Genomic DNA, 24,183 nt, shown 5'->3' with positions numbered 1-24,183 from the left:
ATGCCGAGAGAGTATCTCAAGAAAGCTACCCTGACCTCGAAAAGCGATGCCTCCGAGACGCACAAAATCGTGCAGGGCATCCTTGACGACATCGAGCAGGGCGGGGACGCCAAGGCACTGGAATATGCCGCGAAGTTCGACAAGTACGAGGGCAGCATCATTCTGTCGCCCGAAGAGATCGAGGCCGCCTGCGCGCTGGTGCCCGAAAAGCTCAAGGCCGATATCCGCTTTGCCCATGACAACGTGAAGCGCTTTGCCGAGCGGCAGAAGGAAACCGTCGCCAATGTGGAATACGAGGTGGTACCGGGGCTGATCGCGGGGCAAAAGGCGATCCCCGTGGACGCGGCGGGCTGCTATGTGCCCGGCGGGCGCTACAGCCACGTGGCCAGCGCCATAATGACCGTGACCACCGCCAAGGTTGCCGGCTGCCGCCACATCACCGCCTGTTCGCCTCCGCATCCCGGCGTGGGCGTGGCCCCTGCCATCATCTACGCGGCCCATATCTGCGGCGCTGACAAGATCATGGCCATGGGTGGCGTGCAGGGCGTGGCGGCGATGACCTTTGGCCTCTTCGGTCTGCCCAAGGCCAACATCCTCGTCGGTCCCGGCAACCAGTTCGTGGCAGAGGCCAAGCGCATCCTCTTTGGTCGCGTCGGCATCGACATGATCGCGGGTCCGACCGACAGCCTGATCCTTGCCGATGCGACTGCTGACCCGATGGTGGTGGCGACCGATCTCGTGGGGCAGGCCGAGCATGGCTATAACTCCCCCGTCTGGCTGGTCACCGATGACCGCGCGCTGGCCGAGGAGGTCATGCGCCTGGTGCCCGAGTTGATCAACGATCTGCCCGAGGTGAACCGCGACAACGCCACCGCCGCATGGCGCGATTATGCCGAGGTGATCCTCTGTGCCGATCGTGAGGAAATGGCGACCTGTTCGGATGACTACGCGCCCGAACACCTGACGGTGCAGGCCGAAGACCTCGACTGGTGGCTCGACCGGCTGACCTGCTACGGCTCGCTCTTCCTCGGGGAAGAAACCACCGTGGCCTTTGGCGACAAGGCGTCGGGGACGAACCACGTTCTGCCCACCTCGGGCGCGGCCAGCTATACCGGCGGTCTCAGCGTGCACAAATACATGAAGATCGTGACCTGGCAGCGCGCCACGCGCGAGGGCGCCAAGCCCGTGGCCGAGGCCACCGCGCGCATCGCCCGGCTGGAGGGGATGGAGGGCCACGCCCGCACCGCCGACATCCGGCTACACAAGTATTTCCCCGACGAGGTCTTCGACCTCAGCGCCGAGGGCTGACATGGACAATCCATCCGGCCTCTTCGACCTCACGGGCCGCGTGGCCTGCGTCACCGGGGCCAGTTCCGGCCTCGGGCGTCGGGCGGCGTCGGTTCTGGCGGCGGCGGGTGCGCAGGTCGTGGGCGTTGCCCGCCGGGCCGAGGCGCTGGCCGACTGGCAGGCGGAAACCGGCGAGCGGGCCGCTGTTGTGGCCTGCGATCTTGCCGACCGCGCCGCGCGGGAAGGACTTGCTGACCGCCTGTCCGCCCCCTTTGGCGCGCCTGACATCCTCGTGACGGCGGCGGGCATCAACACCCGCCAGTCCGCCGACGAGGTGACGGAAGAGGGTTGGGACGTCACGCTGGAGCTGAACCTCTCGGTGCCCTTTTTCCTGGCGCAGATGCTGGCGCCGGGGATGAAGGAAAAAGGCTGGGGGCGGATCGTCAACTTTGCCTCGCTGCAATCGACGCGCGCCTTTCCGGGTGGCATAGCCTACGGGGCCAGCAAGGGCGGCATCGCGCAGCTCACCCGCGCCATGGCCGAGGCCTGGTCGCCCTATGGCATCACCGCCAACGCCATAGGGCCGGGGTTCTTCCCGACGGAACTGACAGGGGCCGTGTTCAGCGACCCCGACCGGGCCGCCCGCAACGCGGCACAGACCTGCATCGGCCGCAATGGCGATCTGTCCGATATCGACGGGCCGCTATTGTTCCTGGCCTCAAACGCCTCGTCCTACGTGACCGGGCAAATCCTGATGGTGGACGGGGGGTTCACGGCAAAATGAAAGCGCTTGTCTATACCGGGCCCGAGGCCCTGATGGTCACCGACTGCCCCGATCCGGTTGCGGGCGCGGGGGAGGTCATGATCCGTGTCGACAGCGTTGGCATCTGCGGGTCCGACATGCATGCCTTTCTGGGCCATGACGACCGCCGCCCCGCGCCGCTGATCCTCGGCCACGAGGCGGCAGGCGTAATCATGGGCGGCGCGCGGGATGGCGAGCGGGTGACGATCAATCCGCTCGTGACTTGCGGCAGCTGCAAGCCCTGCACGACGGGGCGCGAGAACCTCTGCGCCAGTCGCCAGATCATCTCGATGCCGCCGCGCGAAGGCGCGTTCGCGCAGCTTGTGGCCATGCCCGAGGGCAACCTCGTGACGGTGCCCGATCACGTGACGCTGGAACAGGCCTCGCTGGCCGAACCCATTGCCTGCGGCTGGCACACGGTGCGGCTGTCACTCGACGTGCTGCGAGATGAGCCGCGCGAAGACCTGACCGCGCTCGTCATCGGCGGTGGTCCCATCGGCGTCGGTGCGGCACTCAGCCTGAAAGCGCAGGGTGTCCCGCAGGTGCAGGTGATCGAACCCAACCCGATCCGCGCTGAATACCTGAAGAAACGCGGCTTCGACGTGATCGCCCCCGACGATTTGGCCGAGAACCACATGGTCGATCTGATCATCGACGGTGTGGGCTACCCCGCGACCCGCGCCACCGCCTCGGCCCACACCCGCCCCGGCGGCGTCATCGGCCATATCGGCCTTGGTGCCTCCGAAGGCGGGCTCGATATCCGGCGGATGACCCTGCAGGAGATCACCTTCATCGGCACCTATACCTACACCGCGCAGGATTTCCGCGACACCTGCGCGGCCATGTTCTCCGGCGCGCTCGGTCCCCTCGACTGGACCGAAACGCGCCACCTGGCGGAAGGCCAGCAGGCCTTTGCCGATATCCGGGGCGGCAGCGTCCCGGCCCCGAAAATCATTCTCAAACCCTGACACGAGGAAAGAAGACCAATGTCAAACATCCCGCATCTTCTGGTGCATGATCACGAAGACAATGTCGGCGTGGTTGTGGTCGAGGGGCTCACTGCAGGCACCGAGATGTTCTGCTGCGTGACCCATGACAACTCCACCTTCACGCTGACCGCAGGGGCGGATGTGCCGATCGGGCACAAGATCGCGCTGAAGGATCTCAAGGAAGGCGACACCGCCATCAAGTACGGCGAGGACATCGGCAAGATCATCGCCGACATCCCGCAAGGCGGCCACGTTCACACCCAAAACTGCAAAACCAAGCGCTGGTAAGGAGCCAAGGACATGGCATCGAAATTTTCCAACATCACCTTCATGGGATACCGGCGCGAAAACGGCCGTGTGGGGGTGCGCAACCACGTGATCATCCTGCCTGTGGATGACATCTCGAACGCGGCGTGCGAGGCGGTGGCCAATAACGTCAAGGGCACCATGGCGCTGCCCCATGCCTATGGCCGCCTTCAGTTCGGTGAAGACCTTGAGACGCATTTCCGTACCATGATTGGCACCGGGGCCAACCCGAACGTGCACTCCGTCGTGGTGATCGGGATCGAGCCGGAATGGACCAAGCGCATTGCCGACGGCATCCGCACCACCGGCAAGGAAGTGGCCGAATTCTCGATCGAACAGAAGGGCGATTTCGAAACCATCCGCGCCGCCAGTTGGGCCGCCAAGGACTTCGTCCACAAGGCCACCGAGGTGCAGCGCGAGGAATGCTCGATCTCGGAACTGTGGGTCTCCACCAAATGCGGCGAAAGCGACACCACCACCGGTCTCGGGTCCTGCCCGACGGTCGGCAACATGTATGACAAGCTGCTGCCTGAAGGCATCACCGGCTTCTTCGGCGAGACCTCGGAAATCACCGGGGCGGAACACATCTGCCAGAAGCGCGCCATCAACGAAGAGGTGGGCGAGCGCTGGTACAAGATGTGGAAGGCCTATCAGGACGAGGTGATCTTTGCCCACCAGACCGATGACCTGTCCGACAGCCAGCCCACCAAGGGCAACATCCTGGGCGGTCTGACGACCATCGAGGAAAAGGCGCTTGGCAACCTCGAAAAGATCGGGCGCACGTCTCAATATATCGACATCCTTGACCCGGCAGAGCAGCCCTCGTCGGGCAACGGGCTCTACTTCATGGACAGCTCCTCGGCAGCCGCTGAATGCGTGACGCTGATGGCCGCCGGTGGCGCCGTGATCCACACCTTCCCCACCGGGCAGGGCAATGTGGTCGGCAACCCGATCGTTCCCGTGATCAAGATCACCGCCAACCCGCGCACCGTGCGCACCATGGGCGAGCATATCGACGTGGACGTGTCGGGCATCCTGCGCCGCGATCAGACCATCGACGAGGCGGGCGACGCGCTGATCGAGATGATCCGGCGCACAGCCAATGGCCGCAACACCGCGGCAGAGGCTCTGGGCCATCGGGAATTCTCGATGACCAAGCTTTACCGCAGCGCGTAAGCGCCATCCCCGGGCGGCGGATCCTCCTGCCGCCCGGCACCAGATCACGGACCCCGAGCGATGACCCAGACCACCCGTATCGGCATGGCCGATGCGACAGACCTTCTGTTTCGCGCCTTTCGTGCCTGTGGCCTTTCCTCAGACGCGGCGCAATCTGTTGCCTCGGCGCTTGTCGCGGCCGAGGCGGAAGGGCAGGTGGGGCACGGGTTTTCCCGGCTTGCTGATTACGTGGCGCAGGCCCGGTCGGGTAAGGTCAATGCCGGGGCCGTTCCCCGCGTCCACACGCTTTCGCCAACACAGCTGGCCGTCGACGCTGATCACGGCTTCGCCTTCCCCGCGCTTGATCTTGGCATCGCCGAGGGGCTGCGGGTGGCGGACGAGCTTGGCATGGCCTCGGTGGCCATCACCCGCTCGCATCACGCGGGCGCGCTGTCGGTGCAGGTGGACCGCATCGCACGGGCGGGTTTCATTGGCCTCATGATGGCCAACACGCCCAAGGCGATTGCGCCATGGGGCGGGTCGGCGCCGGTCTATGGCACCAACCCCATTGCCTTCGCAACCCCTCGTGATGGCACCGAACCGCTGGTCATCGACCTGTCGCTGTCGCAAGTGGCGCGCGGCAAGGTCATGCATGCCCGCAAGACGGGCCAGCCGATCCCGGAAGGGTGGGCGCTCGATGCCGATGGCCAGCCAACGACCAACCCGGAGGCGGCGCTGCAAGGCTCCATGATGCCCATTGGCGGGGCCAAGGGCACCGCTCTGGCGCTGATGGTCGAGATCCTGTCCACGGTTCTGACAAGTGCTGCTTTCAGCGCCGAGGCCGGATCCTTTTTCACCGCCGATGGCCCGCCCCCCGGCGTCGGGCAATTCCTGCTGATCCTGCGGCCAGACAGCCCTGCACATGATTTTGCCGCGCGGCTGGAATCACTTCTGTCGCTGGTAACAGATGAAGACGGCACACGCCTGCCCGGCGAGAGGCGGCTGAAGCAGCTGCGGGCGGCCCAACTGGACGGGCTGGCCGTGCCCGACCATTATCTTGCCATCGCGCATGAACTGGCCGATCGCCCGGCGGCCCAGGCCTAGGAAAGGGAGAAACCCCATGTACAAGAAGATCATCGTCTCACTGGCACTCGACCAGGGCTTTGGCCCCACGGCGCTGGAGCTTGCCCGCAAGCTGAAGGACGAGGGCGGCGAGATCATCGCGCTGCACGTGTTCGAACAGCTGCACGGATCGGTCCGGGCTTACGTGCCGGATGAGGTTGTCCGGCAGGCGCTGGATAAGGTGCGCGCCGGTCTGGCCGAACGCATCGGCGATGCAGATGACGTGACGCCGGTGATCATCAAAGGCCACTCGGGCCGCGACGTGACGGATTACGCCGCGAAAGAGGGTGCAGACCTGATCATCGTCGGCTCGCACAAGCCCGGCATCGGGGATTACCTGCTCGGCTCCACCTCGGCCCGGATCGTGCGCCACGCGCCCTGCGCCGTGCATGTGCTGCGCTGATCAGGGCGTGACGACGACCTTGCCCGTGGACTTGCGCGACTTGAGCAGCGCCAGGGCGTCTGCGGCCTGATCAAGCGTGTAGGTCGCCCCGATATGGGGCTTGAGACCACCCGCCTCATACATGGCGAAGAGTTCCGCAAGGCTGCCGGTCAGCACCTCGGGTGCGAATGTCAGGTAGCCGCCCCAGTAAAGCCCGATCACGTCGAGATTCTTGACCAGCAGGATGTTGGCCGGGATCTGGGGCACCTCGCCGCTGGCAAAGCCGATGGGAATGAGCCGCCCGCCGGGGTTGGTCGCGCGCAGGGCTGCCTTGAACTGATCGCCGCCCACGGCGTCATAGACCACATCCGCGCCACCAAGCGCCTTCACCTCGGCGCGAATATCCTGCGTTTCGCTGTCAATCAGATGCGTGGCCCCGGCGGCCTTGGCCACCTCCAGCTTGGCCGCTCCGCGCGCACAGGCAATGACCTCTGCCCCCATCCGCGCGCCGATTTCAACGGCCGTCAACCCGACGCCCCCTGCCGCGCCCAGAACCAGCAGCCTCTCGCCCTTCTGCAACCGTGCCCGGTGCCCAAGCGCCAGGTGCGAGGTGCCATAGGCCACGAGAAACCCCGCCGCCGCCTCGAACGACATCACATCGGGAATGGGTGTCATCCGGTCAACCGGAAAGCACCCGGCCTCTGCCAGCCCGCCCTGGCCCGCAAAGACCGCGACGCGCGTGCCGGGGGCGGGGCCGTCCGTGTCGGGACCAAGTGCCTCGACCGTGCCCGCGATTTCCATCCCCATGGTGAAGGGCAGCTCCGGCGTGTCCTGATAGCTTCCCTTCAGCATTAGCAGATCCGCGAAATTGAGCCCGCAGGCCGCGATCCGCACCAGGGCTTCACCCTGTCTCGGGGTGGGGGTGTCGATATCCTCCACGGCGGGGGCGGTGTCGAAACTGCTCAGTCGAAAGGCGCGCATAGCGGATCCTCCTGCGGGAAATTCAACGCAAGCTAGCGCCCCTGCGCCGCGATGCAACCGGGACAATGCGTCCTAATGCATTCCGTCGCGAAGGATTTTATTGTGCGTGACAAGTACATCGGGCGACGTGACATCCGACCGTGCAACCCTATCTAAATCCAGAAGCCTGCCAGAGTGCAGGACCCGCCAGCCGCTGCGACAGGAGACAGCCATGAAACACCCGGTAGATATCCATGTTGGCAAACGTGTGCGCCACCGCCGCTGGATGGTGGGGATGACGCAACAGCAACTGGCCGAGCGGGTCGGCATCAAGTTCCAGCAGATCCAGAAATACGAGACCGGGATGAACCGTGTCAGCGCGTCCCGCATGTGGGAAATCGCCGCCGCGCTGGAGGTGCCTGTCAGCTTCTTCTTCGAGGGGCTCGAAGGTGGCGTCGATGCGGGCACAGCCCTGCCCGGCGACGTGCTGGCCGACAAGGAAGCGCAGGAACTGGTGCGCTCCTACTACGCGATTCCGGAAAACCAGCGCCGCCAGCTGTTCGAACTGGCCCGCGTGCTGTCGGGTGCCGCTGCCTGAGCCTTGGCTTGACGGGGCGCGCGCCCCGTGCCAACCGGGGCGGGAGCGTTCTGTCCGAAAGGCCCGCCCATGCTGACCCGTTCCACGATTTCCCCTGACCTCGCCGCCGAGCTTGTGGCCACGGGCTGCGCACTGGCGGATGCCGCCCGCGCGGTGACCCTGCCGCATTTTCGCGCCGCGGGATTGTCGGCGGAAAACAAGCTGGACGGTGGCTTTGACCCCGTGACCATTGCCGACCGCGATGCCGAGACCGCCATGCGCGCGGTGCTGGCGGAACGTCGGCCCGAGGATGCGATCCTTGGCGAAGAACACGGGGTGACGGAGGGGCAAAGCGGCCTGACCTGGGTGCTCGACCCGATCGACGGCACGCGCGGTTTCATCTCCGGCACGCCCACCTGGGGCGTTCTGATCGGCTTGCAGGATAGGGACGGGCCGATCTACGGCCTCATCGACCAGCCTTATATCGGTGAACGGTTCGAGGGGGGTCTTGGGCGGGCCATGCTGACCGGCCCCCACGGAACCGTGCCGCTCGGGGCGCGACCCTCCGGGTCGCTGGCGCAGGCGACCCTGTTCACCACCTTCCCCGAGGTCGGGACCGAGGCCGAGCGGCTGGCTTTCGAACGGGTCCGCGACCGGGTGCGGCTCACCCGCTATGGCATGGATTGCTATGCCTATGCGCTGCTGGCGGCGGGGCAGGTGGATCTGGTGATCGAGGCGGGACTGAACGCCTATGATATTTCCGCGCCGATCGCGGTGATCGAGGCGGCGGGCGGCATCGTCACCGATTGGCAGGGCGGTCCTGTGCATGAGGGCGGGCAGGTTCTGGCAGCCTCCAGCGCTGCACTGCATGGCGCGGCCCTGAAACTGCTTCAGGGTGACTAAGGCTTGAGGCAGATGCCGCCGCCGATCTAGTCTGGCCGCGCGCGGTGTCCCGAGTCCTTTGCCCGTCTTCTGTCGGCCCGCCCTGATCCTCTCACCGAAACGGGCTTCGGAACCTTGAGGGCTGACATGACAGAAATCATCATCAAATCCGCATCCCGTATCCTGACCATGGATGATGCAGGCACCGAACTTGAGGGCGCGGATATCCGTATTCGGGGTGGCGTCGTTGCCGAGATCGGCCATGGGCTGGAGGGTGGAGAGATCCACCATGCCGAGCACTGCCTCGTCACCCCCGGCCTTGTGAACACCCATCATCACCTGTATCAAAACCTGACCCGCGCCGTGCCCGCCGCGCAGGATGCGTTGCTGTTTGGCTGGCTGCAGACGCTCTACCCGATCTGGGCGCGGTTTGGACCGGAGGAGATGTTCGTCTCTGCCCAGACCGGCTTGGCGGAACTGGCGCTGTCGGGCTGCACGCTGACCTCTGACCATCTCTACCTTTATCCCAATGGCGCGCGGCTGGATGACACCATCGCGGCTGCGGCCGAGATCGGGATGCGGTTTCACCCGACCCGAGGCGCGATGAGCATCGGGGAAAGCGATGGCGGTCTGCCGCCTGACAGCCTGGTGGAGCGCGAAAGTGCCATTCTGGAGGATTGTATCCGTGTCGTTGACGCCTTCCATGATCCGGCAGAAGGGTCCATGTGCCGGGTCGGGATCGCGCCCTGTTCTCCTTTCTCTGTCAGTCGTGAGCTGATGCGGGATGCGGCACTGCTGGCCCGCGACAAGGGGGTGATGTTGCACACCCATCTGGCCGAAAATGATGAAGATATTGCTTACAGCCTTGAAAGATTCGGCTGCAGACCCGGCCAATATGCCGAGGATCTGGGCTGGACGGGGGATGATGTCTGGCATGCCCATTGCGTGAAGCTCGACGGGCAAGAGTTTGAACTGTTTGCGAAAACGGGAACCGGCGTGGCCCATTGTCCCTGTTCCAACTGTCGGCTCGGGTCGGGCATCGCACCGCTGCGCAGGATGCGCGACGCCGGTGTGAAAGTGGGGCTTGGCGTCGATGGTTCGGCGTCGAACGATTCGGGCAATCTGGTCGCAGAGGCCCGTCAGGCGATGCTGCTGCAACGGGTCTCGCAAGGGGCTGATGCGATGAGCGCGCGGGAAGCCTTGCACATTGCCACACGGGGCGGGGCCGAGGTGCTGGGGCGGCCCGATTGCGGCCAGATCGCTGTCGGCAAACGCGCCGATATCGCGATCTGGGACATGACCGGCGTTGAAGCGGCGGGCAGTTGGGACATGGCCGCGATCCTGCTGGCAGGTCCGATGAAAACCCGAGACCTTTTCGTGGAAGGTCGCAAAATCGTCTCAAAGGGAACACTTTTGAGCGTGGATTTACCTGTTCTTATCGAAAAGCAGCGCAAGCTTGCCTTGGCCCTTGCGATGTGAGTCTGTGATAGCCGTGGGGGCGGAACAGGATAGTGACCATGCGTTTTCAGATTGTCTCCCTTTTGGCGGCGGCCCTTATGACAGCGGGCTGCATGGGCAGCACCACCGCACCTTCCGCGACGCGGGCGGTTCCGGTCAGTGCGCCGCTTGGCTCCCACGGGGGTGTTGTCACCATGTTGAACCAACAGCGCAGCTCTGCCGGGCTTCCCCCTGTCAGCCGCTCGCAGCAGCTGGATCGCGCGGCCTTCATCCATGCACAGGACCAGATGCAGGGCGGGTTCTTCGGGCATCGTGGATCGAACGGGTCCAATGTGCACGCCCGCATCACGGCGGCGGGTTTTGATGCCTGCCTGTCAGCGGAAAACATCGCCATGGGTCAAACCAGCGAGGCGGCTGTCATGGGCGACTGGATGGCTTCCTCGGGCCACCGCGCCAATATCCTGCACCCGCGCGCCGAACAGGTCGGCTTTGCCAGGGCGGGCGATCATTGGGTGATGGTGCTGGCACGGCCCTGCTAGGCCACAGCAAGACCTTCAAAAACGGGCCGCTCAGACCTTGCGGCCCGCCACCCGTACCTCTGCAATCGCGCGGTCATCGCCCATCATGATGGTGGGGAAGAGCGCCTCCCAGATCGTCTCCGCCCGCGCCGATCGCTGCGCGATGGCGGGGGTCGAGGCGAGGTCCAGCACCACCAGATCGGCCTCCATCCCCACGGCCACGCGACCGACCTTTTCGTCGATCCGCAATGCGCGGGCGGAGCCCTCGGTGGCCAGCCAGATCAGCTCAGCCGGATGCAGGGCACGTCCGCGCAACTGGCCGATTTCATAGGCGGCAGCCATGGTGCGCAGCATCGAGAAGCTCGACCCGCCACCGGTATCCGTCGCCAGACCCACGCGGATCGGACCGCCAGCAAGCCCCATATCAAAGAGCCCCGAGCCGATGAAGGTGTTCGAGGTCGGGCAGTGGATCAGTGCCGCGCCGACCTCCTTCAACCGGTCGATCTCCCGCGGCTCCAGATGGATCGCGTGGCCATAAAGCCCGCCCGCCCCAAGCAGCCCGTGCGCCTCGTAGGTGTCGAGGTAGTCGCGCGCCTCGGGGTAGAGCCCTTTGACCCATTCGATTTCATCGGTCTGCTCGCTCAGATGGGTCTGCATCAGGCATTCGGGGTGTTCCGCCCATAGCGCGCCAAGGGCGGACAGTTGATCGGGCGTCGAGGTGGGTGAGAAACGGGGCGTGATGATGTAGCCCAACCGGTCCACACCATGCCATTTTTTCAGTAGGGCCTTGCTGTCATCATAGGCCGCCTGCGCCGTATCGCGCAGACCTTCGGGTGCGTTGCGGTCCATACAGGTCTTGCCCGCCAGCGCCCGCAGGCCACGGGCCTGAGCCTCGCCAAAGTAGGCGTCCACGCTTTCGGGATGGATGGTGCAGTAGCTGGCAACGGTGGTGGTGCCGTTCGACAGGGTCAGGTCGAAATAGCGCGCCGCGATCTCGGCCGCATAGGCAGGATCGGCAAAGCGCATTTCCTCGGGGAAGGTATAGGTGTTCAGCCAGTCGATCAGCCGCTTGCCCCAGGAGGCGATCATCGCGGTCTGCGGGTAATGCGCATGGGCATCGACGAAACCGGGCAGGATCAGCCCCTGTCCGTGATCCACGACATCAGCGCCGGGATGCGCGGCACGCAGGTCGTCGGCCTGACCCAGATCGGCGATCTTGCCATCCCGGATCAGCACCGCGCCGCGGCTGTCATGGCGGGCGGTGTCCACCCCGGCCACGAAAGGATCGGCGTCAAACCGCAGAAGCTGCCCAAGAAGGAGTGTGTCTGTCATAATCTGTCCTTTTCCCGGCCCGGTCCCTGTCATATCCAAGGGCGCAGGGGTATGTTATCCGAAAAAGCGTTAAAGACTTTCAAGGCGGGGGCGAATGGCGAAGGACGAACTCCAGAAATCGGACCTGCCGGAGGACGCCTATGCGTTGGATGCCTCCCTCTATGACGATGTTCTGGATGCGATAGAGGCCCAGGACCCGGACCGGATCGCCGCGCTCTTTGAGCCGCTGCACCCCGCCGACATCGCCGACCTTCTGGAACAGATGTCCCATTCGGAACGGGAAGCGCTGCTTCTGTTCTGGAGCGAGGGGATCGACGGCGAGGTCCTGTCGGAACTGGATGAAGGCATCCGAGAGGATGTGATCGACCTGCTGCCCGCACCGCTTCTGGCCGAAGCCGTGCGGGACATGGAAAGCGACGACGTCGTCGACCTGCTGGAAGACCTTGAAGACGCGGACCAGCAGGCGGCGATTCTGGGTGCGCTGGACGATGCCGACCGGGCCGCGGTCGAAGAGGCGTTGACCTACCCGGAATATTCCGCAGGCCGCCTGATGCAGCGCGAGGTCGTGCGGGTGCCGGAATTCTGGACCGTGGGCGAAGCGATCGACTTCCTGCGCGCCGAAACGACGGAGCTGCCGGAACAGTTCTACCACCTGATCCTCGTCGATCCGCGCATGAAACCCGTGGGCAACGTGACCCTCGGGCGGCTTTTGTCGACACAACGCAAGGTGGCGCTGCGCGAAATCATCGAGGACACCTTCGTGCTGATCCCGGTCAGCCAGCCGGAGGCCGATGTGGCCTATGCGTTCAACCAGTATCACCTGATTTCCGCGCCGGTGGTTGACGACGACGGGCGGCTGGTCGGGGTCATCACCATTGATGATGCCATGATCGTGCTGGAAGACGAGGCCGAGGAGGACATCCTGCGTCTGGCCGGTGTCGGTGAGGGCAGCCTGTCGGACCGCGTGTTTGAAACGACCCGTCAGCGCTTTCCCTGGCTGTTCGTCAACCTGATCACGGCGATCTTTGCCTCGCTGGTCATTGCGCAGTTCGAAGACACGATTGCGCAATTCGTGGCGCTGGCGGTGCTGATGCCCATTGTGGCCTCGATGGGTGGCAACGCGGGTACGCAGAGCCTGACGGTTGCGGTGCGCGCCATCGCAACACGCGACCTGACCGGGTCGAACCTGATGCGCGTTGTGATGAGAGAGGCCGGGGTGGGCCTGATCAACGGGGTGATCTTCGCCGTGGTCATGGGGGCTGTTGGGCTGTTCTGGTTCGGATCGGCGGCGCTTGGCGGGGTGATCGCGGTCGCCATGGTGATCAACCTGGTGATCGCGGGGCTGGCGGGCATCCTGATCCCGGTGGCGCTCGACAAGCTGGATATCGATCCGGCCCTGGCCTCTGGCGCTTTCGTGACGACCGTGACCGATGTGGTTGGGTTCTTCGCGTTTCTGGGGCTGGCGGCGGCGGTTTTGCTGTAGCCCCCTTTCGGATCACCCGGCGGGCACCTGTAACGTGATTGTCCGCCCACGCTTCACATATTGCAAAGAGCTTTCGCCAATCGCGGCGACCTGACCGCCATCCAGCCTGTCCCCCACTTCCACGGTCACGAAACGACCAGAGGGCAGGCGCACCAGCGCCCGGCGCGACCCGGATGCGCCGCTGATGCCGATGAGGTTGAGATTGCGCAGGTTGATGCTGCCATCCTCTGCCGCCGCGCGGGTGACCGAGGCGGAACTGGGGATGTCGGGCTCGATCGTGTCCGAAATGCTGGCGGCCACCGGTGGGGCCGGGCCACTATTGCCAGCCGCGCGCGCCTGTTCAACCAGCGTGTCGATATTGGCGGGCCGCTGATTGGGCAGGAAGGACACGGCCACCGCAAGCTCGCTGGCCGAAGCCAGATCGCCGGGAGAGGCGTCCGCTGCCGCTTCTTCTGCCGCTGCGGCGGCCTCTTCCTGAAGCGACAGGGGACGGCTCTCTGGCCGGATGGCGGCCAGTTCGTCGAAGGTGATGCCGCCAAGAACCGCACGTTCACGCTGTTCCTGAAGGTCATCGGGGCGGGCTTCGGGGCGGAACGCCTCCAGCAGGGCGGTATCGACCGCACCGGGCGGGATGGTGTCCGCATCCTCTGGGTCGGGCTCGGTGGCGTCCTCCAGCGCGGCCACCGATTCCGCAGCGGCGGCGGCCAGAACTTCCGGCGCATCACGGGGGCGCGGCACGGCGCTGACAGGGGGGCTGCCGGCGTAGACGAGAATGCCATAGGGGGTCATGGCGCCTTCGGGCGTCGGGGCCACCATGGTATCGCGGTCAAGCGCCAGAAGCGGCCCGGACAGGCCGGAATCGGCGGGGGCCGTGGGCATGTCGCGCGATGGCCGGAAATCGGGCACCGGCAGCGCATAGGCGTCATGGGCGGCCACCGCCGGATCCAGCCCCGCGAAGATCAGTTCTTCCAGCACGGGTTCAGGATCGGGCAGGGTGATGACCGGAGGACGTTGCCAGATGCCGGTGCGGGCATAGAAATTTGCGTTCTCCTCTTCCGAGGGCAGCACGGTTTCGGGGTCGATCACCGGAGAGGCAACGGGCGCCGGGCCAAGATCGAGATCCTCGGCATCGATATCGGGCAAAAGCTCTGGCGCGGCAGGGGCGGTGACCGGCGGGGCGGGGGCGTCCTCCGGCGTCAGGCTTGCCATAACCTCGGGCGCATCTTCGGCAGAGGGCGAGGGCGTCGCCAGCAGCGGTGTGTCCAGCACCTCGGGTTCAGTATCGGCGATGATGATTTCATCTTCGCTGCCCATGCCCATCCAGCGGCCAAGCGCGGTTTCCGGCAGGTAAAACGCCGCCCAGATTCCCACCAGCCCCAGAACCGCCAGCAGGATCAGCGTCAGGATCAGCCCGGTCTTGACCGAGGGCCCGTTGCGGCCTGTGGCCACCGAGCCACGCGCCAGCAGGCCGCCCATGATCGGGGCATCGGCATCGGCAATCTTCGGGGCATTCCGATTGCGTTTGGGCGGCGAAAAGCGACGGCGCGGCGTGTCTTCGGGCGGCGGCGGCGCAATCGTGTCGGTCGCGGCCATGGTCTGCGCCGCGGCGGCGGGCTCCGGTTTCTTCTTTCGGCCAAACTTGCCCAGACCCTTGCGGGGTTTCGGATCCGCTGCGGGGGGCGCCAGATCAGTCTTGGTGTCGGGCTTGGTCTGCGGCGTCGGCGCGGCTGCCGCCTCGTCCGCCGTGGGCGCAAGCGGTGCAGCATCTTCCGCCTCGCCCTTGCCAAGTGCGCGGAGCCGGTTGCCAATGGACGAACGTCCGCCGGACAGGCGACCGGTCAACCCCGAGGCCGCATCCCGCGCCTTCCCCGTGCCTTCGGTCAACTGGCGCCCGATCCCGGCCATCCGGTCCTTCAGCGAGGTCTTGTCGCCGCGCAGGCTCGGTGGCGGTCCGGCAAAGGGATTATGGCCGGGGGCGGGCGCGTCATCGGGGGTGCGGGAGGCAATCTGCGACTTCAGTCGTGCCAGAGGCGGCAATTGCGGCTCCGGTCCTGCGCGGGGGGGGCGCGCCGGGGCCTGTTTCGCATCGTCCGCAGCGCCGGGCGTCGCGGCCTCCGTCTGTCTGCCAGCCTTGCGCGCAGCCCGGCCGAACACCGGTTCCGTCTTCCCTTCGGCTTCGTCCCTGCGCTCACGCGGTAGGGCGGGTTCCTTGGCGGTGGCTGCATCGGCAGCCGTCTCCGCCCCGGGGCCAAAGCGCGACTTGCGGGTCCGAACCAGACTGCCCGCCGCCTCCGGCTCGGCATGTTTGCGCCGCGATCCGAACCCGGCTGGCATCTGCAACGCTTCCGCCGTCGAGGATGGGTCCACGTCCGGGGCCGGGTCGCTGCCGGAGGTCTCATCATCTCCGGGCGGGGCGCTGGCAGGCACGCTGTCCTCTTCCGCGGCGGCTTCGCTTTCCAGTTCCAGCGGCGTGGGCTGCGCCGGTTCAGCAAGAGACCCGGAAACATCGGGTGTCTCGGGCTGTTCCGGCCCGGCCGCTTGCCGGTCGTCATTCGGAACATCAGGGGAGGCCGCACCCTCGGGAGGCTCTTCACCAGGGTCCGGGATAACGGGCGCGGCGTCCGCGTCGGGCGCAACAGGGGCTGCTGCCGTGTCGGCCTCAGCGCTCTCATCGTTCTGGGGGGCTGCGGTGGCGGGATCTTCCGACCCCGCGTCCGGCGAAATCTCCGTGTCGGCGGGCTCTTCCGACGCGTCCGCAGCCTTGCGGGGGCTGTGCCAGGTATCATGACCGAACTCGATATCGGCGATATCGGCGGTCCAGTCGATCGAACGGTCGAAATGCGCCACGCCGCGATAGCGGTTGTCCAGCGGCCGCGCGCCGAAGCCCGCAGGCGCGAATCCGTGACCGGTCGCGAATTCACGGGCCTCTTCCAGCGTTTCCTTGGCGACGACGGCCAGCTTGACGCGGCCATCCTCCAGCGGGAACCAGTCGAAAACGAGATCGTCGACAGGGTAGGGCGTCAGCCCGTCAAGCCCGGCGCGGATCTGATCCAGCCGGTCCTCCTCATCCGGGCCGGGGGCGGTCAGCGAGGTATAGAGGATCTGATCATCGGGCAGGATCAGAAGCGTTTCGAAATCCTTGCCTGCGCGCTGCTCGGCCAGTTTGCGCAGGACCAGAAGGGACGCCCCCAGATCGGGTACATCCAAAGCGGTATCGCCCAGAACGGCCCAGTGGCCTCCGGGCTGACGATGCGCCAGGGCAATGCCCTCGGGCGAAAGGAACAGCGCGAAATTTGGTGCCATTCAGGTCCTCTGAAGATCGGGGCCGCAATGAAAACCGGGCCCCCTGCCTAACCCTCGCTCTGTATCGCAGAACGTGCGCAAGCAAAACCCGATGCCCGCGCGCCATGGGCGGGTGGGCGGAATTCATCCTAAGCTGTTCACGCATAAGATCAAAGGAAAGTTAACAGATAGGCTCACCTGCCCCGAAAATCCGGACATTCCGCCCGTTTGGAGAGGCCACAACCACCCGTTACTCCGGTTTACGAAAAGTAAAGGGCGCACCGTTAACCTTAACGCGCGCGCCCTCTCTTTCATCTTGGCAAAAATACCTCGGGGGAGTCGCCGCAAGGCGACGGGGGCAGAGCCCCCTTCACCCTCGCCGCTCAGGCCGTCGCCTTGGCCAGCGCCTGATCCAGATCGGCGATCAGATCCTCGGCATTCTCGATTCCGATCGACACGCGCACCACATTGGGCGCGGCCCCTGCGGCTTCCTGCTGCTCCGGCGTCAGCTGCCGGTGCGTGGTCGAGGCCGAATGGATGATCAGAGACCGGGTGTCGCCCAGATTGGCCACATGGCTGAAAATCTCCAGGCTGTCGACCAGCTTCACGCAGGCCTCGTAGCCGCCCTTCACCGCAAAGGTGAACAGCGCGCCCGCCCCCTTGGGGCAGACCGCCGGAATGCGCGCCGAATAGGGCGAAGACTCCAGACCCGCATAGGTCACGTAGTCGACGCGCGGATCGTTCTCCAGCCAGGTGGCGACGGTCATCGCGTTTTCCACGTGGCGTTCCATGCGCAGGGACAGGGTTTCGATCCCCATCAGCGTGTAATGTGCCGCCTGCGGGTTCATGGTCATCCCAAGATCGCGCAACCCGATGGCGATGGAATGGAAGGTGAAGGCCAGCGGCCCGAAAGTCTCGGCGAATTTCAGCCCGTGATAGGCGGGCTCGGGCTGCGACAGCGACGGGAACTTGTCGGAGGCGGACCAGTCGAACTGGCCCGAGTCGACGATGCAGCCACCGGTGACGGTGCCGTTGCCGGTCAGATATTTGGTGGTCGAATGCACGACCAGTGTCGCCCCGAGCGAAATCGGGTTGCACAGGTAGGGCGTGGCCGAGGTGTTGTCGATGATCAGCGGCACACCGGCGGCATCGGCCACATCGGCAATGGCGCGGATATCGGTGATGTAGCCGCCGGGATTGGCGATGGATTCACCGAAGACCGCGCGGGTGTTGTCGTCAATCGCATCGCGCACCGCGTCCAGATCGTCGAAATCGACGAATTTCGCGGACCAGCCGAAGCGTTTGATGGTCTGGCTGAACTGGGTGACGGTGCCGCCATAGAGCCGGGTCGAGGCCACCACGTTGCAACCGGGCTGCATCAGCGGGAAAAGCGCCATGATCTGCGCCGCGTGGCCGGATGAGCAACACACCGCGCCAACGCCGCCCTCCAGCGTCGCGATACGTTCCTGCAGAACGGCGACGGTCGGGTTCGTCAGGCGGGAATAGATGTAGCCCACTTCCTGCAGGTTGAAGAGCGCCGCGGCATGTTCCGCATCGCGGAAGACATAGGCCGTGGTCTGGTAGATCGGCGTCTGCCGCGCGCCTGTGGCCGGATCGGGCCGGGCGCCTGCGTGGATCTGAAGCGTATCGAAGCCGTAGCTGGGGCCGTCGGACATTGGTGAAACCTCCCAAAAGCAGAAATCCCGCAATCATTAGGCGAAGGGAAAGGGGCGAACAACCACTCAGGTGAGGTGAAGAACGGATGTCATCAAGGCGCGCGAAATCCGAGATCGGGCGTCCTCGATCAACGCGATAAGCAGGACGATATTCCCAAGCTTGAGGTCCGCGCGGTCCAGGGGCTTTCGAAAGCCCTTAAAAAAGGCGTTTCGAAACGCCTTTTCCGCGCTACTCTGATGGCAGCACCAGCTCATATCCCGCCTCGGCGAGGGCCGGAATCACCTGGTTGCGAAGGCTGCGTTGGACGATTGGGCCGCGGAAATGCAGGACGACAACGCCTTCGTCATTGATGAAGAAGGTCTCGGGCATCGCCACAACGCCCCAGTCACGACCGTTCCGGGCCTCGGGGTCGGCGCCGATCCGATCATAAGGGTTGCCGAGGTCTTCGAGGAAGGACAGTGCCTGCGAGGGCTGATCGCGGTAGTTGATGCCAAAAAGCGGGTTTCCTGCCTCGGCCAGCGCGGTCAGCGTCGGGTGTTCGGCCCGGCAGGGGGGGCACCAGCTGGCCCAGAAATTCAGGATGATCAGCCCGTTGCCACGCAGGTCTTCGTCCGACAGTCCCTCGAACTGGGCCAGCGGGCCGAGGTCCAGCGGCGGGGCCGGGTTGCCTTCGCGGGTCGAGGGCAGCGAGTCGGTGTTCACCCCCTGCGCCTGATCGTCCTGATTGTTCATCAGCTGCGTGGCGGCCACCCCGAAAAAGCCGAGGGTCAGGACCAGCGGCAGCACCATAAGCCAGTTGAATTTCATGCGGAGCTATCCCTGCGGTTTTCGGCCTCGCGCAGCTGGCGCAGGACCTTGCGGGCCTTCCAGACCGAGGCCGCGATCAGCAGCGCCAGCAGCACCAGCGTCCCGGCATAGGCGGAGAGAACCTCGGTGGCGTAGCGACCCAGATCAGGCATCAGGCCATCCTTTCGCGCTGAATGAGCGCGCGCAGGCGGCGGGCGCGGATTTCGGTTCTGGTGCGGTAGAGCACCAGTGCCACAAAGAGGAACACGAAGCCGATGATGCAGGTCCAGAGCGGATAGGCGAAGACATCGGCCACGTTCTCCTCGGCGTCCATCGAAAGCGATGCGCCCTGATGAAGCCCCTGGTTCCAGAACAGAAGCGCATAGCGGGAGATCACGGCAAAGACCGTGCCGACAAGGCACAGCACGCTGGTCAGATCGGCGGCCGCATCGGGGTTTTCCACCGCTTCCCACAGCGCCATGTAGCCCAGGTAGAACAGGAAGAGGATCAGGAACGCCGTAAGGCGCGGGTCCCATTCCCACCAGGTGCCCCACATCGGCTGGCCCCAGATCGCCCCGGTGATCAACCCGATAAGGGTGAAGACCATGCCCACGGGCGCTGCGGCCTTGGCGGCCAATGCGCTGACATGGTGGCGGCGAATGAGCCAGATAAGCGAGGTCACCAGCATCATGAACCACGCGCTCGACCCCATGATCGCAGCGGGCACATGGATATAGATGATCTTGACGGTCGATCCCTGGCGGAAATCGTCGGGGGTGAAGAAGAAGCCCCAGATCAGGCCACCCACGACCAGAATGGCCGCAATGACAGACACCCAGGGCAGCAGCGCGCCCGAGGTGGCCATGAATTTGCGAGGATTTGCATATTCCCAGATCGACATGGGGCGGAACTTACGGTGCGATTGTTGCGCTAACAATGGGTTCGGTTGCCGCGCCCCTAGCGCAGATTGACGCGGAGGGCGGCAGCGGCGGCAAAAGGCATGGCGGCGGCGGTCAAAAAGGTGATTCCAGCCAGCAAGGCAAGGGGTGTCAACGCATCCATGCCTTCGGCCCCCCGGCGGGCGGCTTCGGCCCCGAACAAGAGGGTCGGCACATAAAGCGGCAATACAAGAAGGGATAGAAGAAGTCCGCCGCGTTTCAGACCCACGGTCAGCGCCGCGCCGAAGGTGCCGATGGCCGACAGGGCGGGGGTCCCAAGCGCCAGCGAGGCGATGAGCCAGGGAAACCCTTCGGGCGGCAGGTTCAGCAGGATCGCCAGCACCGGCGCGGCGGCAACCAGCGGCAGGCCGGTGGTGATCCAGTGGGCCAGCGCCTTGATGCCCGCGACGGCCTCCAGCGGCAGGGGCGAGGTCGCAAGGAGTTCCAGCGACCCGTCCTCCCAATCCAGCGCGAAGATCCGGTCGAGCGACAGAAGGCAGGCCAGCAGCGCGCCGATCCAAAGGATGCCGGGTGCGATGCGGGTGATCATGCCGGTTTCGGGGCCGATGCCGAAGGGCATCAGGACGATGACAATGAGGAAGAAGGCGAGGCCAAGGCCAAACCCGCCGCCCGCGCGGATCGCAAGCCGAAGATCTCGTATAAGAAGTCCGATCACAGCGCGCCCTCCGACAGGAACGGGTCGGCTTCATCCACCGTGACGGGCTGGTTGCGACGGGTGAAGGGCGTGATGTCGAGGCTGCGGGCGGTTGGCAGGCCGAGGTCGATATGGGTGGCGATGATGGCGCTGCCGCCGTTTGACAGATGGGTTTCGACCGCGCGGGCGAAGCGGGCGACGTTGTCCACATCGAGCGACACCGTAGGTTCATCAAGGCACCACACGGGCCGCCCGGTGACCAGCAGCCGCGCCAGCGAGAGGCGCCGTTTTTGCCCCGCAGACAGGTTCCCCGCGCGCCGGTCCAGAAGCTCACCCAGATCGAAGGCCTCCACCGCCGCCTCGATGCCGGTGGCACCGAACACCCCGGCCCAGAAACGCAGGTTTTCGGCCACCGACAATTGCGCCTTAAGCCCGTCGGCATGGCCCGCATAGGCGATCCCGTCATCCGGCGCGTCGATGCGGCCCTCCAGCGGCGGGGTCAGCCCGGCGAGGGTGCGCAACAGCGTCGTCTTGCCCGCGCCGTTGGGACCGCGCAGGATCAGGGCCTCGCCCGGCGCGACGGCAAAGCCGACACCGGTCAGCACCTGAATGCCGCCACGGGCGCAGGACAGGGAATGGACGCTCAGACTCATGCCCTCAGCCCTAGCCGAAACCGGACCGGTGGGGAAGCGCCGCGACGGGTCCAAATCGGCGCATGGGGCAGGGGGCGGGAAAAAAGCGCGCATTTAGGTATGCAACGGCATACAAAATCGCCGCACCCCCCTTGAACGACTCCTGTTATGCTGGCATAGCCCGGGCCAGCACGTACCCACATCGTCTGGAACGAGGGAGGCTCTCCATGCCCATCACTGTCGGTCAGGACACCGCAAAGACCCGCAAAACGCTTACGGTCGGCGATCAGTCCATTGCCTATTACTCCATCCCCGCCGCCGAGGCCGCCGGGCTTGGCACATTCTCCAAACTGCCCGCCGCGCTGAAAGTGGTGCTGGAAAACATGCTCCGCTATGAGGATGGCAAGACCGTCTCGGTGGACGACATCAAGGCGTTTTCCGATTGGGCCGACAATGGTGGCAAGGGCGACCGGGAACTGGCCTATCGCCCCGCCCGCGTTCTGATGCAGGATTTCACCGGCGTGCCCGCCGTGGTCGACCTGGCCGCGATGCGAGACGGCATCAAGGCGCTTGGCGGTGACCCGCAGAAGATCAACCCGCTGGCCCCCGTCGATCTGGTCATCGACCACTCGGTCATGATCGACTATTTCGGCAACCCGCGCGCCTTCCAGATGAATGTGGACCGCGAATATGAGCGGAATATGGAGCGGTATACCTTCCTGAAATGGGGTCAGAACGCCTTCAACAACTTCCGCGTTGTGCCGCCGGGCACAGGCATCTGCCACCAGGTGAACCTGGAATATCTGGCCCAGACCGTCTGGACCGACACGGACCAGAACGGCGAAACCGTGGCCTACCCAGACACGCTCGTCGGCACCGACAGCCACACCACCATGGTCAACGGCGCGGCCGTTCTGGGCTGGGGTGTCGGCGGGATCGAGGCCGAGGCCGCGATGCTGGGGCAGCCGATTTCCATGCTGATCCCCGAAGTGATCGGGTTCGAGCTGACCGGCGAGATGGTCGAAGGCACCACCGGCACCGACCTTGTGCTGAAAGTCGTCGAAATGCTGCGCGCCAAGGGTGTAGTCGGCAAGTTCGTCGAATTCTACGGCGCGGGTCTGGATCACCTGCCGCTTGCCGACCGCGCGACCATCGCCAACATGGCCCCCGAATACGGCGCGACCTGTGGCTTCTTCCCGATCGACGACGAGACGCTGCGCTACCTGCGCACCACCGGTCGTGACGAGGACCGGATCGCGCTGGTCGAGGCCTATGCCAAGGAAAACGGCTTCTGGCGTGGCGCGGATTATGCGCCTGTCTACACCGACACGCTGCATCTCGACATGGGCTCCATCGTGCCCGCCATCTCCGGCCCCAAGCGCCCGCAGGATTACGTGGCGCTGACCGAGGCGAAAGCCGCCTTCGCCAAGGAAATGGCCGAGACCTTCAAGCGCCCCATGGGCAAGGAGGTACCCGTCGAGGGCGAAGACTACACGATGGAATCGGGCAAGGTCGTGATCGCGTCAATCACCTCCTGCACCAACACCTCGAACCCCTATGTGATGATCGGCGCGGGTCTCGTGGCCCGCAAGGCGGCGGCCCTTGGCCTTGATCGCAAGCCCTGGGTGAAAACCTCGCTGGCGCCGGGCTCGCAGGTCGTGTCCGCCTATCTGGAGGCCGCTGGCCTGCAGGAAGACCTGGACAAGGTCGGCTTCAACCTCGTGGGCTACGGCTGCACCACCTGTATCGGCAACTCCGGCCCGATCCAGCCGGAACTGTCCAAGGCGATTGCCGAGGGCGATCTGGTGGCAACATCGGTCCTGTCGGGCAACCGCAACTTCGAGGGCCGCATCAGCCCCGACGTGCGTGCCAACTACCTGGCCTCGCCGCCGCTGGTTGTGGCCTACGCTTTGGCCGGGACCATGGATATCAACCTTGCGACCGACCCGATCGCCCAGACACCGGAAGGCAAGGATGTCTACCTGAAAGACATCTGGCCGACGGCCAAGGAGGTTGCCGATCTGGTCGCCCAGACCGTCACCCGCGAGGCGTTTCAGGAGAAATATGCCGACGTCTTCAAGGGCGATGAGAAGTGGCAGGGCGTGGAAGTGACCGAGGCCGAGACCTATGACTGGCCCGCGTCTTCGACCTATATCCAGAACCCGCCCTATTTCCAGGGCATGTCCAAGGAACCCGGCACCATCTCGAATATCGAGGGCGCCAAGGTTCTGGCCCTTCTGGGCGACATGATCACCACCGACCACATCAGCCCGGCAGGATCGTTCAAGGAGACCACCCCCGCCGGTCAGTACCTGATCGAGCGTCAGGTTCCGGTGCGCGAGTTCAACTCCTACGGCTCGCGCCGCGGCAACCACGAGGTCATGATGCGCGGCACCTTCGCCAATATCCGCATCAAGAACGAGATGCTGGACGGGGTCGAAGGCGGCTACACCAAGGGCCCCGATGGTCAGCAGACCTCGATCTTCGACGCGTCGATGGCCTATCAGGAGGCAGGCACGCCGCTGGTGGTCTTCGGGGGTGAACAGTACGGCGCGGGATCAAGCCGTGACTGGGCCGCCAAGGGCACCGCTCTGCTCGGCGTCAAGGCCGTGATCGCCGAAAGCTTCGAGCGTATTCACCGCTCCAACCTCGTCGGCATGGGCGTGATCCCCTTCGAGTTCACCGGCGGCGACACCCGCAAATCGCTCGGCCTGACTGGTGAGGAAACGGTGGCGATCTCGGGTCTGGACACCATCCAGCCGCTGCAAGAAGTGCCCTGCGCGATCACCATGGCCGATGGCACGGTGAAGAACATCCTGCTGAAATGCCGGATCGATACCGCGATCGAGATCGAATACATCGAACATGGCGGCGTCCTGCACTACGTGCTGCGCAATCTGGCGAAGTCGTAACTCCCGTAGGGTGGGCAGTTTGCCCACCTTGCCTTTCAACATCCCGAA

The 24,183-nt window shown here is 65.0% G+C and carries 22 protein-coding genes; 13 read left to right on the top strand and 9 right to left on the bottom strand.

All coding sequences use genetic code 11. The annotated features are described in order from the left end of the window. The 7 genes from hisD to BKY26_RS00090 are packed head-to-tail and all read left to right on the top strand — an operon-like array spanning position 1 to position 6,064. A complete protein-coding gene (hisD, locus tag BKY26_RS00120; RefSeq protein WP_071688365.1) occupies positions 1-1,308 on the top strand; it encodes a histidinol dehydrogenase in 1,308 nt (435 codons plus the stop codon). A gap of 1 nt (position 1,309) precedes the next feature. After that, positions 1,310-2,071, top strand: coding sequence for an SDR family NAD(P)-dependent oxidoreductase (locus BKY26_RS00115; protein WP_071688364.1), 762 nt, complete (start codon positions 1,310-1,312; stop codon positions 2,069-2,071). After that, positions 2,068-3,057, top strand: a complete 990-nt coding sequence (locus BKY26_RS00110; RefSeq protein WP_071688363.1) for an alcohol dehydrogenase catalytic domain-containing protein — start codon at positions 2,068-2,070, stop codon at positions 3,055-3,057. The genes BKY26_RS00115 and BKY26_RS00110 overlap by 4 nt, the downstream gene beginning before the upstream one ends. An 18-nt stretch (positions 3,058-3,075) precedes the next feature. Further along, positions 3,076-3,366: a UxaA family hydrolase gene (locus BKY26_RS00105; RefSeq protein ID WP_071688362.1), complete on the top strand. Its 291-nt coding sequence runs from the start codon at positions 3,076-3,078 to the stop codon at positions 3,364-3,366. Positions 3,367-3,378: 12 nt separating this feature from the next. After that, positions 3,379-4,560, top strand: coding sequence for a UxaA family hydrolase (locus BKY26_RS00100; RefSeq protein WP_071688361.1), 1,182 nt, complete (start codon positions 3,379-3,381; stop codon positions 4,558-4,560). A 60-nt stretch (positions 4,561-4,620) separates the two neighbouring features. Continuing rightward, a complete protein-coding gene (locus BKY26_RS00095; RefSeq protein WP_071688360.1) occupies positions 4,621-5,643 on the top strand; it encodes an Ldh family oxidoreductase in 1,023 nt (340 codons plus the stop codon). Positions 5,644-5,659: 16 nt separating this feature from the next. Beyond that, a complete protein-coding gene (locus BKY26_RS00090; protein ID WP_071688359.1) occupies positions 5,660-6,064 on the top strand; it encodes a universal stress protein in 405 nt (134 codons plus the stop codon). Here BKY26_RS00090 and BKY26_RS00085 read toward each other — a convergent pair whose 3' ends face one another. Further along, positions 6,065-7,024: an NADPH:quinone oxidoreductase family protein gene (locus BKY26_RS00085; protein ID WP_071688358.1), complete on the bottom strand. Its 960-nt coding sequence runs from the start codon at positions 7,022-7,024 to the stop codon at positions 6,065-6,067. It abuts the gene before it with no gap. Positions 7,025-7,235: 211 nt separating this feature from the next. Here BKY26_RS00085 and BKY26_RS00080 point away from each other — a divergent pair, with 211 nt between their 5' ends. From BKY26_RS00080 to BKY26_RS00065, 4 genes are all read left to right on the top strand, one after another. Next, a complete protein-coding gene (locus tag BKY26_RS00080; RefSeq protein ID WP_071688357.1) occupies positions 7,236-7,601 on the top strand; it encodes a helix-turn-helix domain-containing protein in 366 nt (121 codons plus the stop codon). 69 nt (positions 7,602-7,670) lie between these two features. Continuing rightward, positions 7,671-8,483: a histidinol-phosphatase gene (hisN, locus tag BKY26_RS00075; RefSeq protein WP_083431254.1), complete on the top strand. Its 813-nt coding sequence runs from the start codon at positions 7,671-7,673 to the stop codon at positions 8,481-8,483. 126 nt (positions 8,484-8,609) lie between these two features. Continuing rightward, complete coding sequence (locus BKY26_RS00070) at positions 8,610-9,941, top strand: 8-oxoguanine deaminase (RefSeq protein WP_071688356.1); 1,332 nt, start codon at positions 8,610-8,612, stop codon at positions 9,939-9,941. Between the two features lie 38 nt (positions 9,942-9,979). Then, positions 9,980-10,459: a CAP domain-containing protein gene (locus BKY26_RS00065; RefSeq protein WP_083431253.1), complete on the top strand. Its 480-nt coding sequence runs from the start codon at positions 9,980-9,982 to the stop codon at positions 10,457-10,459. A gap of 30 nt (positions 10,460-10,489) precedes the next feature. Here the strand turns inward: BKY26_RS00065 and guaD are convergent, their stop codons facing one another. Beyond that, positions 10,490-11,770 carry a guanine deaminase gene (gene guaD, locus BKY26_RS00060; protein ID WP_071688355.1) on the bottom strand — a complete coding sequence of 427 codons (1,281 nt, stop codon included), beginning with the start codon at positions 11,768-11,770 and terminating at the stop codon, positions 10,490-10,492. 94 nt (positions 11,771-11,864) lie between these two features. Between guaD and mgtE the strand changes: the two genes are divergently transcribed. Next, positions 11,865-13,253: a magnesium transporter gene (gene mgtE, locus BKY26_RS00055; RefSeq protein WP_071688354.1), complete on the top strand. Its 1,389-nt coding sequence runs from the start codon at positions 11,865-11,867 to the stop codon at positions 13,251-13,253. Positions 13,254-13,265: 12 nt separating this feature from the next. Here the strand turns inward: mgtE and BKY26_RS00050 are convergent, their stop codons facing one another. From BKY26_RS00050 to ccmA, 7 genes are all read right to left on the bottom strand, one after another. Then, positions 13,266-16,556 (bottom strand): hypothetical protein, encoded by a 3,291-nt coding sequence (locus tag BKY26_RS00050; protein WP_071688353.1) that lies wholly within the window; start codon positions 16,554-16,556, stop codon positions 13,266-13,268. A gap of 362 nt (positions 16,557-16,918) precedes the next feature. Next, positions 16,919-18,211 (bottom strand): O-acetylhomoserine aminocarboxypropyltransferase/cysteine synthase family protein, encoded by a 1,293-nt coding sequence (locus BKY26_RS00045; protein ID WP_071688352.1) that lies wholly within the window; start codon positions 18,209-18,211, stop codon positions 16,919-16,921. Between the two features lie 229 nt (positions 18,212-18,440). After that, positions 18,441-19,019 (bottom strand): DsbE family thiol:disulfide interchange protein, encoded by a 579-nt coding sequence (locus BKY26_RS00040; RefSeq protein WP_071688351.1) that lies wholly within the window; start codon positions 19,017-19,019, stop codon positions 18,441-18,443. After that, positions 19,016-19,171 (bottom strand): heme exporter protein CcmD, encoded by a 156-nt coding sequence (ccmD, locus tag BKY26_RS00035; protein ID WP_321184859.1) that lies wholly within the window; start codon positions 19,169-19,171, stop codon positions 19,016-19,018. Before ccmD ends, BKY26_RS00040 begins: the two co-directional genes overlap by 4 nt. Further along, entirely contained in the window at positions 19,171-19,899 is a 729-nt protein-coding gene (locus tag BKY26_RS00030) for a heme ABC transporter permease (protein ID WP_071688350.1), read from the bottom strand. Before BKY26_RS00030 ends, ccmD begins: the two co-directional genes overlap by 1 nt. Before the next feature lie 56 nt (positions 19,900-19,955). Next, positions 19,956-20,612, bottom strand: coding sequence for a heme exporter protein CcmB (gene ccmB, locus BKY26_RS00025; protein ID WP_071688349.1), 657 nt, complete (start codon positions 20,610-20,612; stop codon positions 19,956-19,958). Next, on the bottom strand, positions 20,609-21,244 hold the full coding sequence (ccmA, locus tag BKY26_RS00020) for a heme ABC exporter ATP-binding protein CcmA (protein WP_071688348.1): 636 nt from the start codon (positions 21,242-21,244) through the stop codon (positions 20,609-20,611). The genes ccmB and ccmA overlap by 4 nt, the downstream gene beginning before the upstream one ends. Before the next feature lie 206 nt (positions 21,245-21,450). Here ccmA and acnA point away from each other — a divergent pair, with 206 nt between their 5' ends. Continuing rightward, positions 21,451-24,135, top strand: coding sequence for an aconitate hydratase AcnA (acnA, locus tag BKY26_RS00015; protein WP_071688347.1), 2,685 nt, complete (start codon positions 21,451-21,453; stop codon positions 24,133-24,135). Positions 24,136-24,183: the final 48 nt, after the last annotated feature.

The organism is Nioella sediminis, assembly GCF_001879695.1.
Taxonomy (GTDB): Bacteria; Pseudomonadota; Alphaproteobacteria; order Rhodobacterales; family Rhodobacteraceae; genus Nioella; species Nioella sediminis.
The sequence above is the reverse complement of the archived record's forward strand: the minus strand, read 5'-3'. Positions and strand labels throughout refer to the sequence as shown.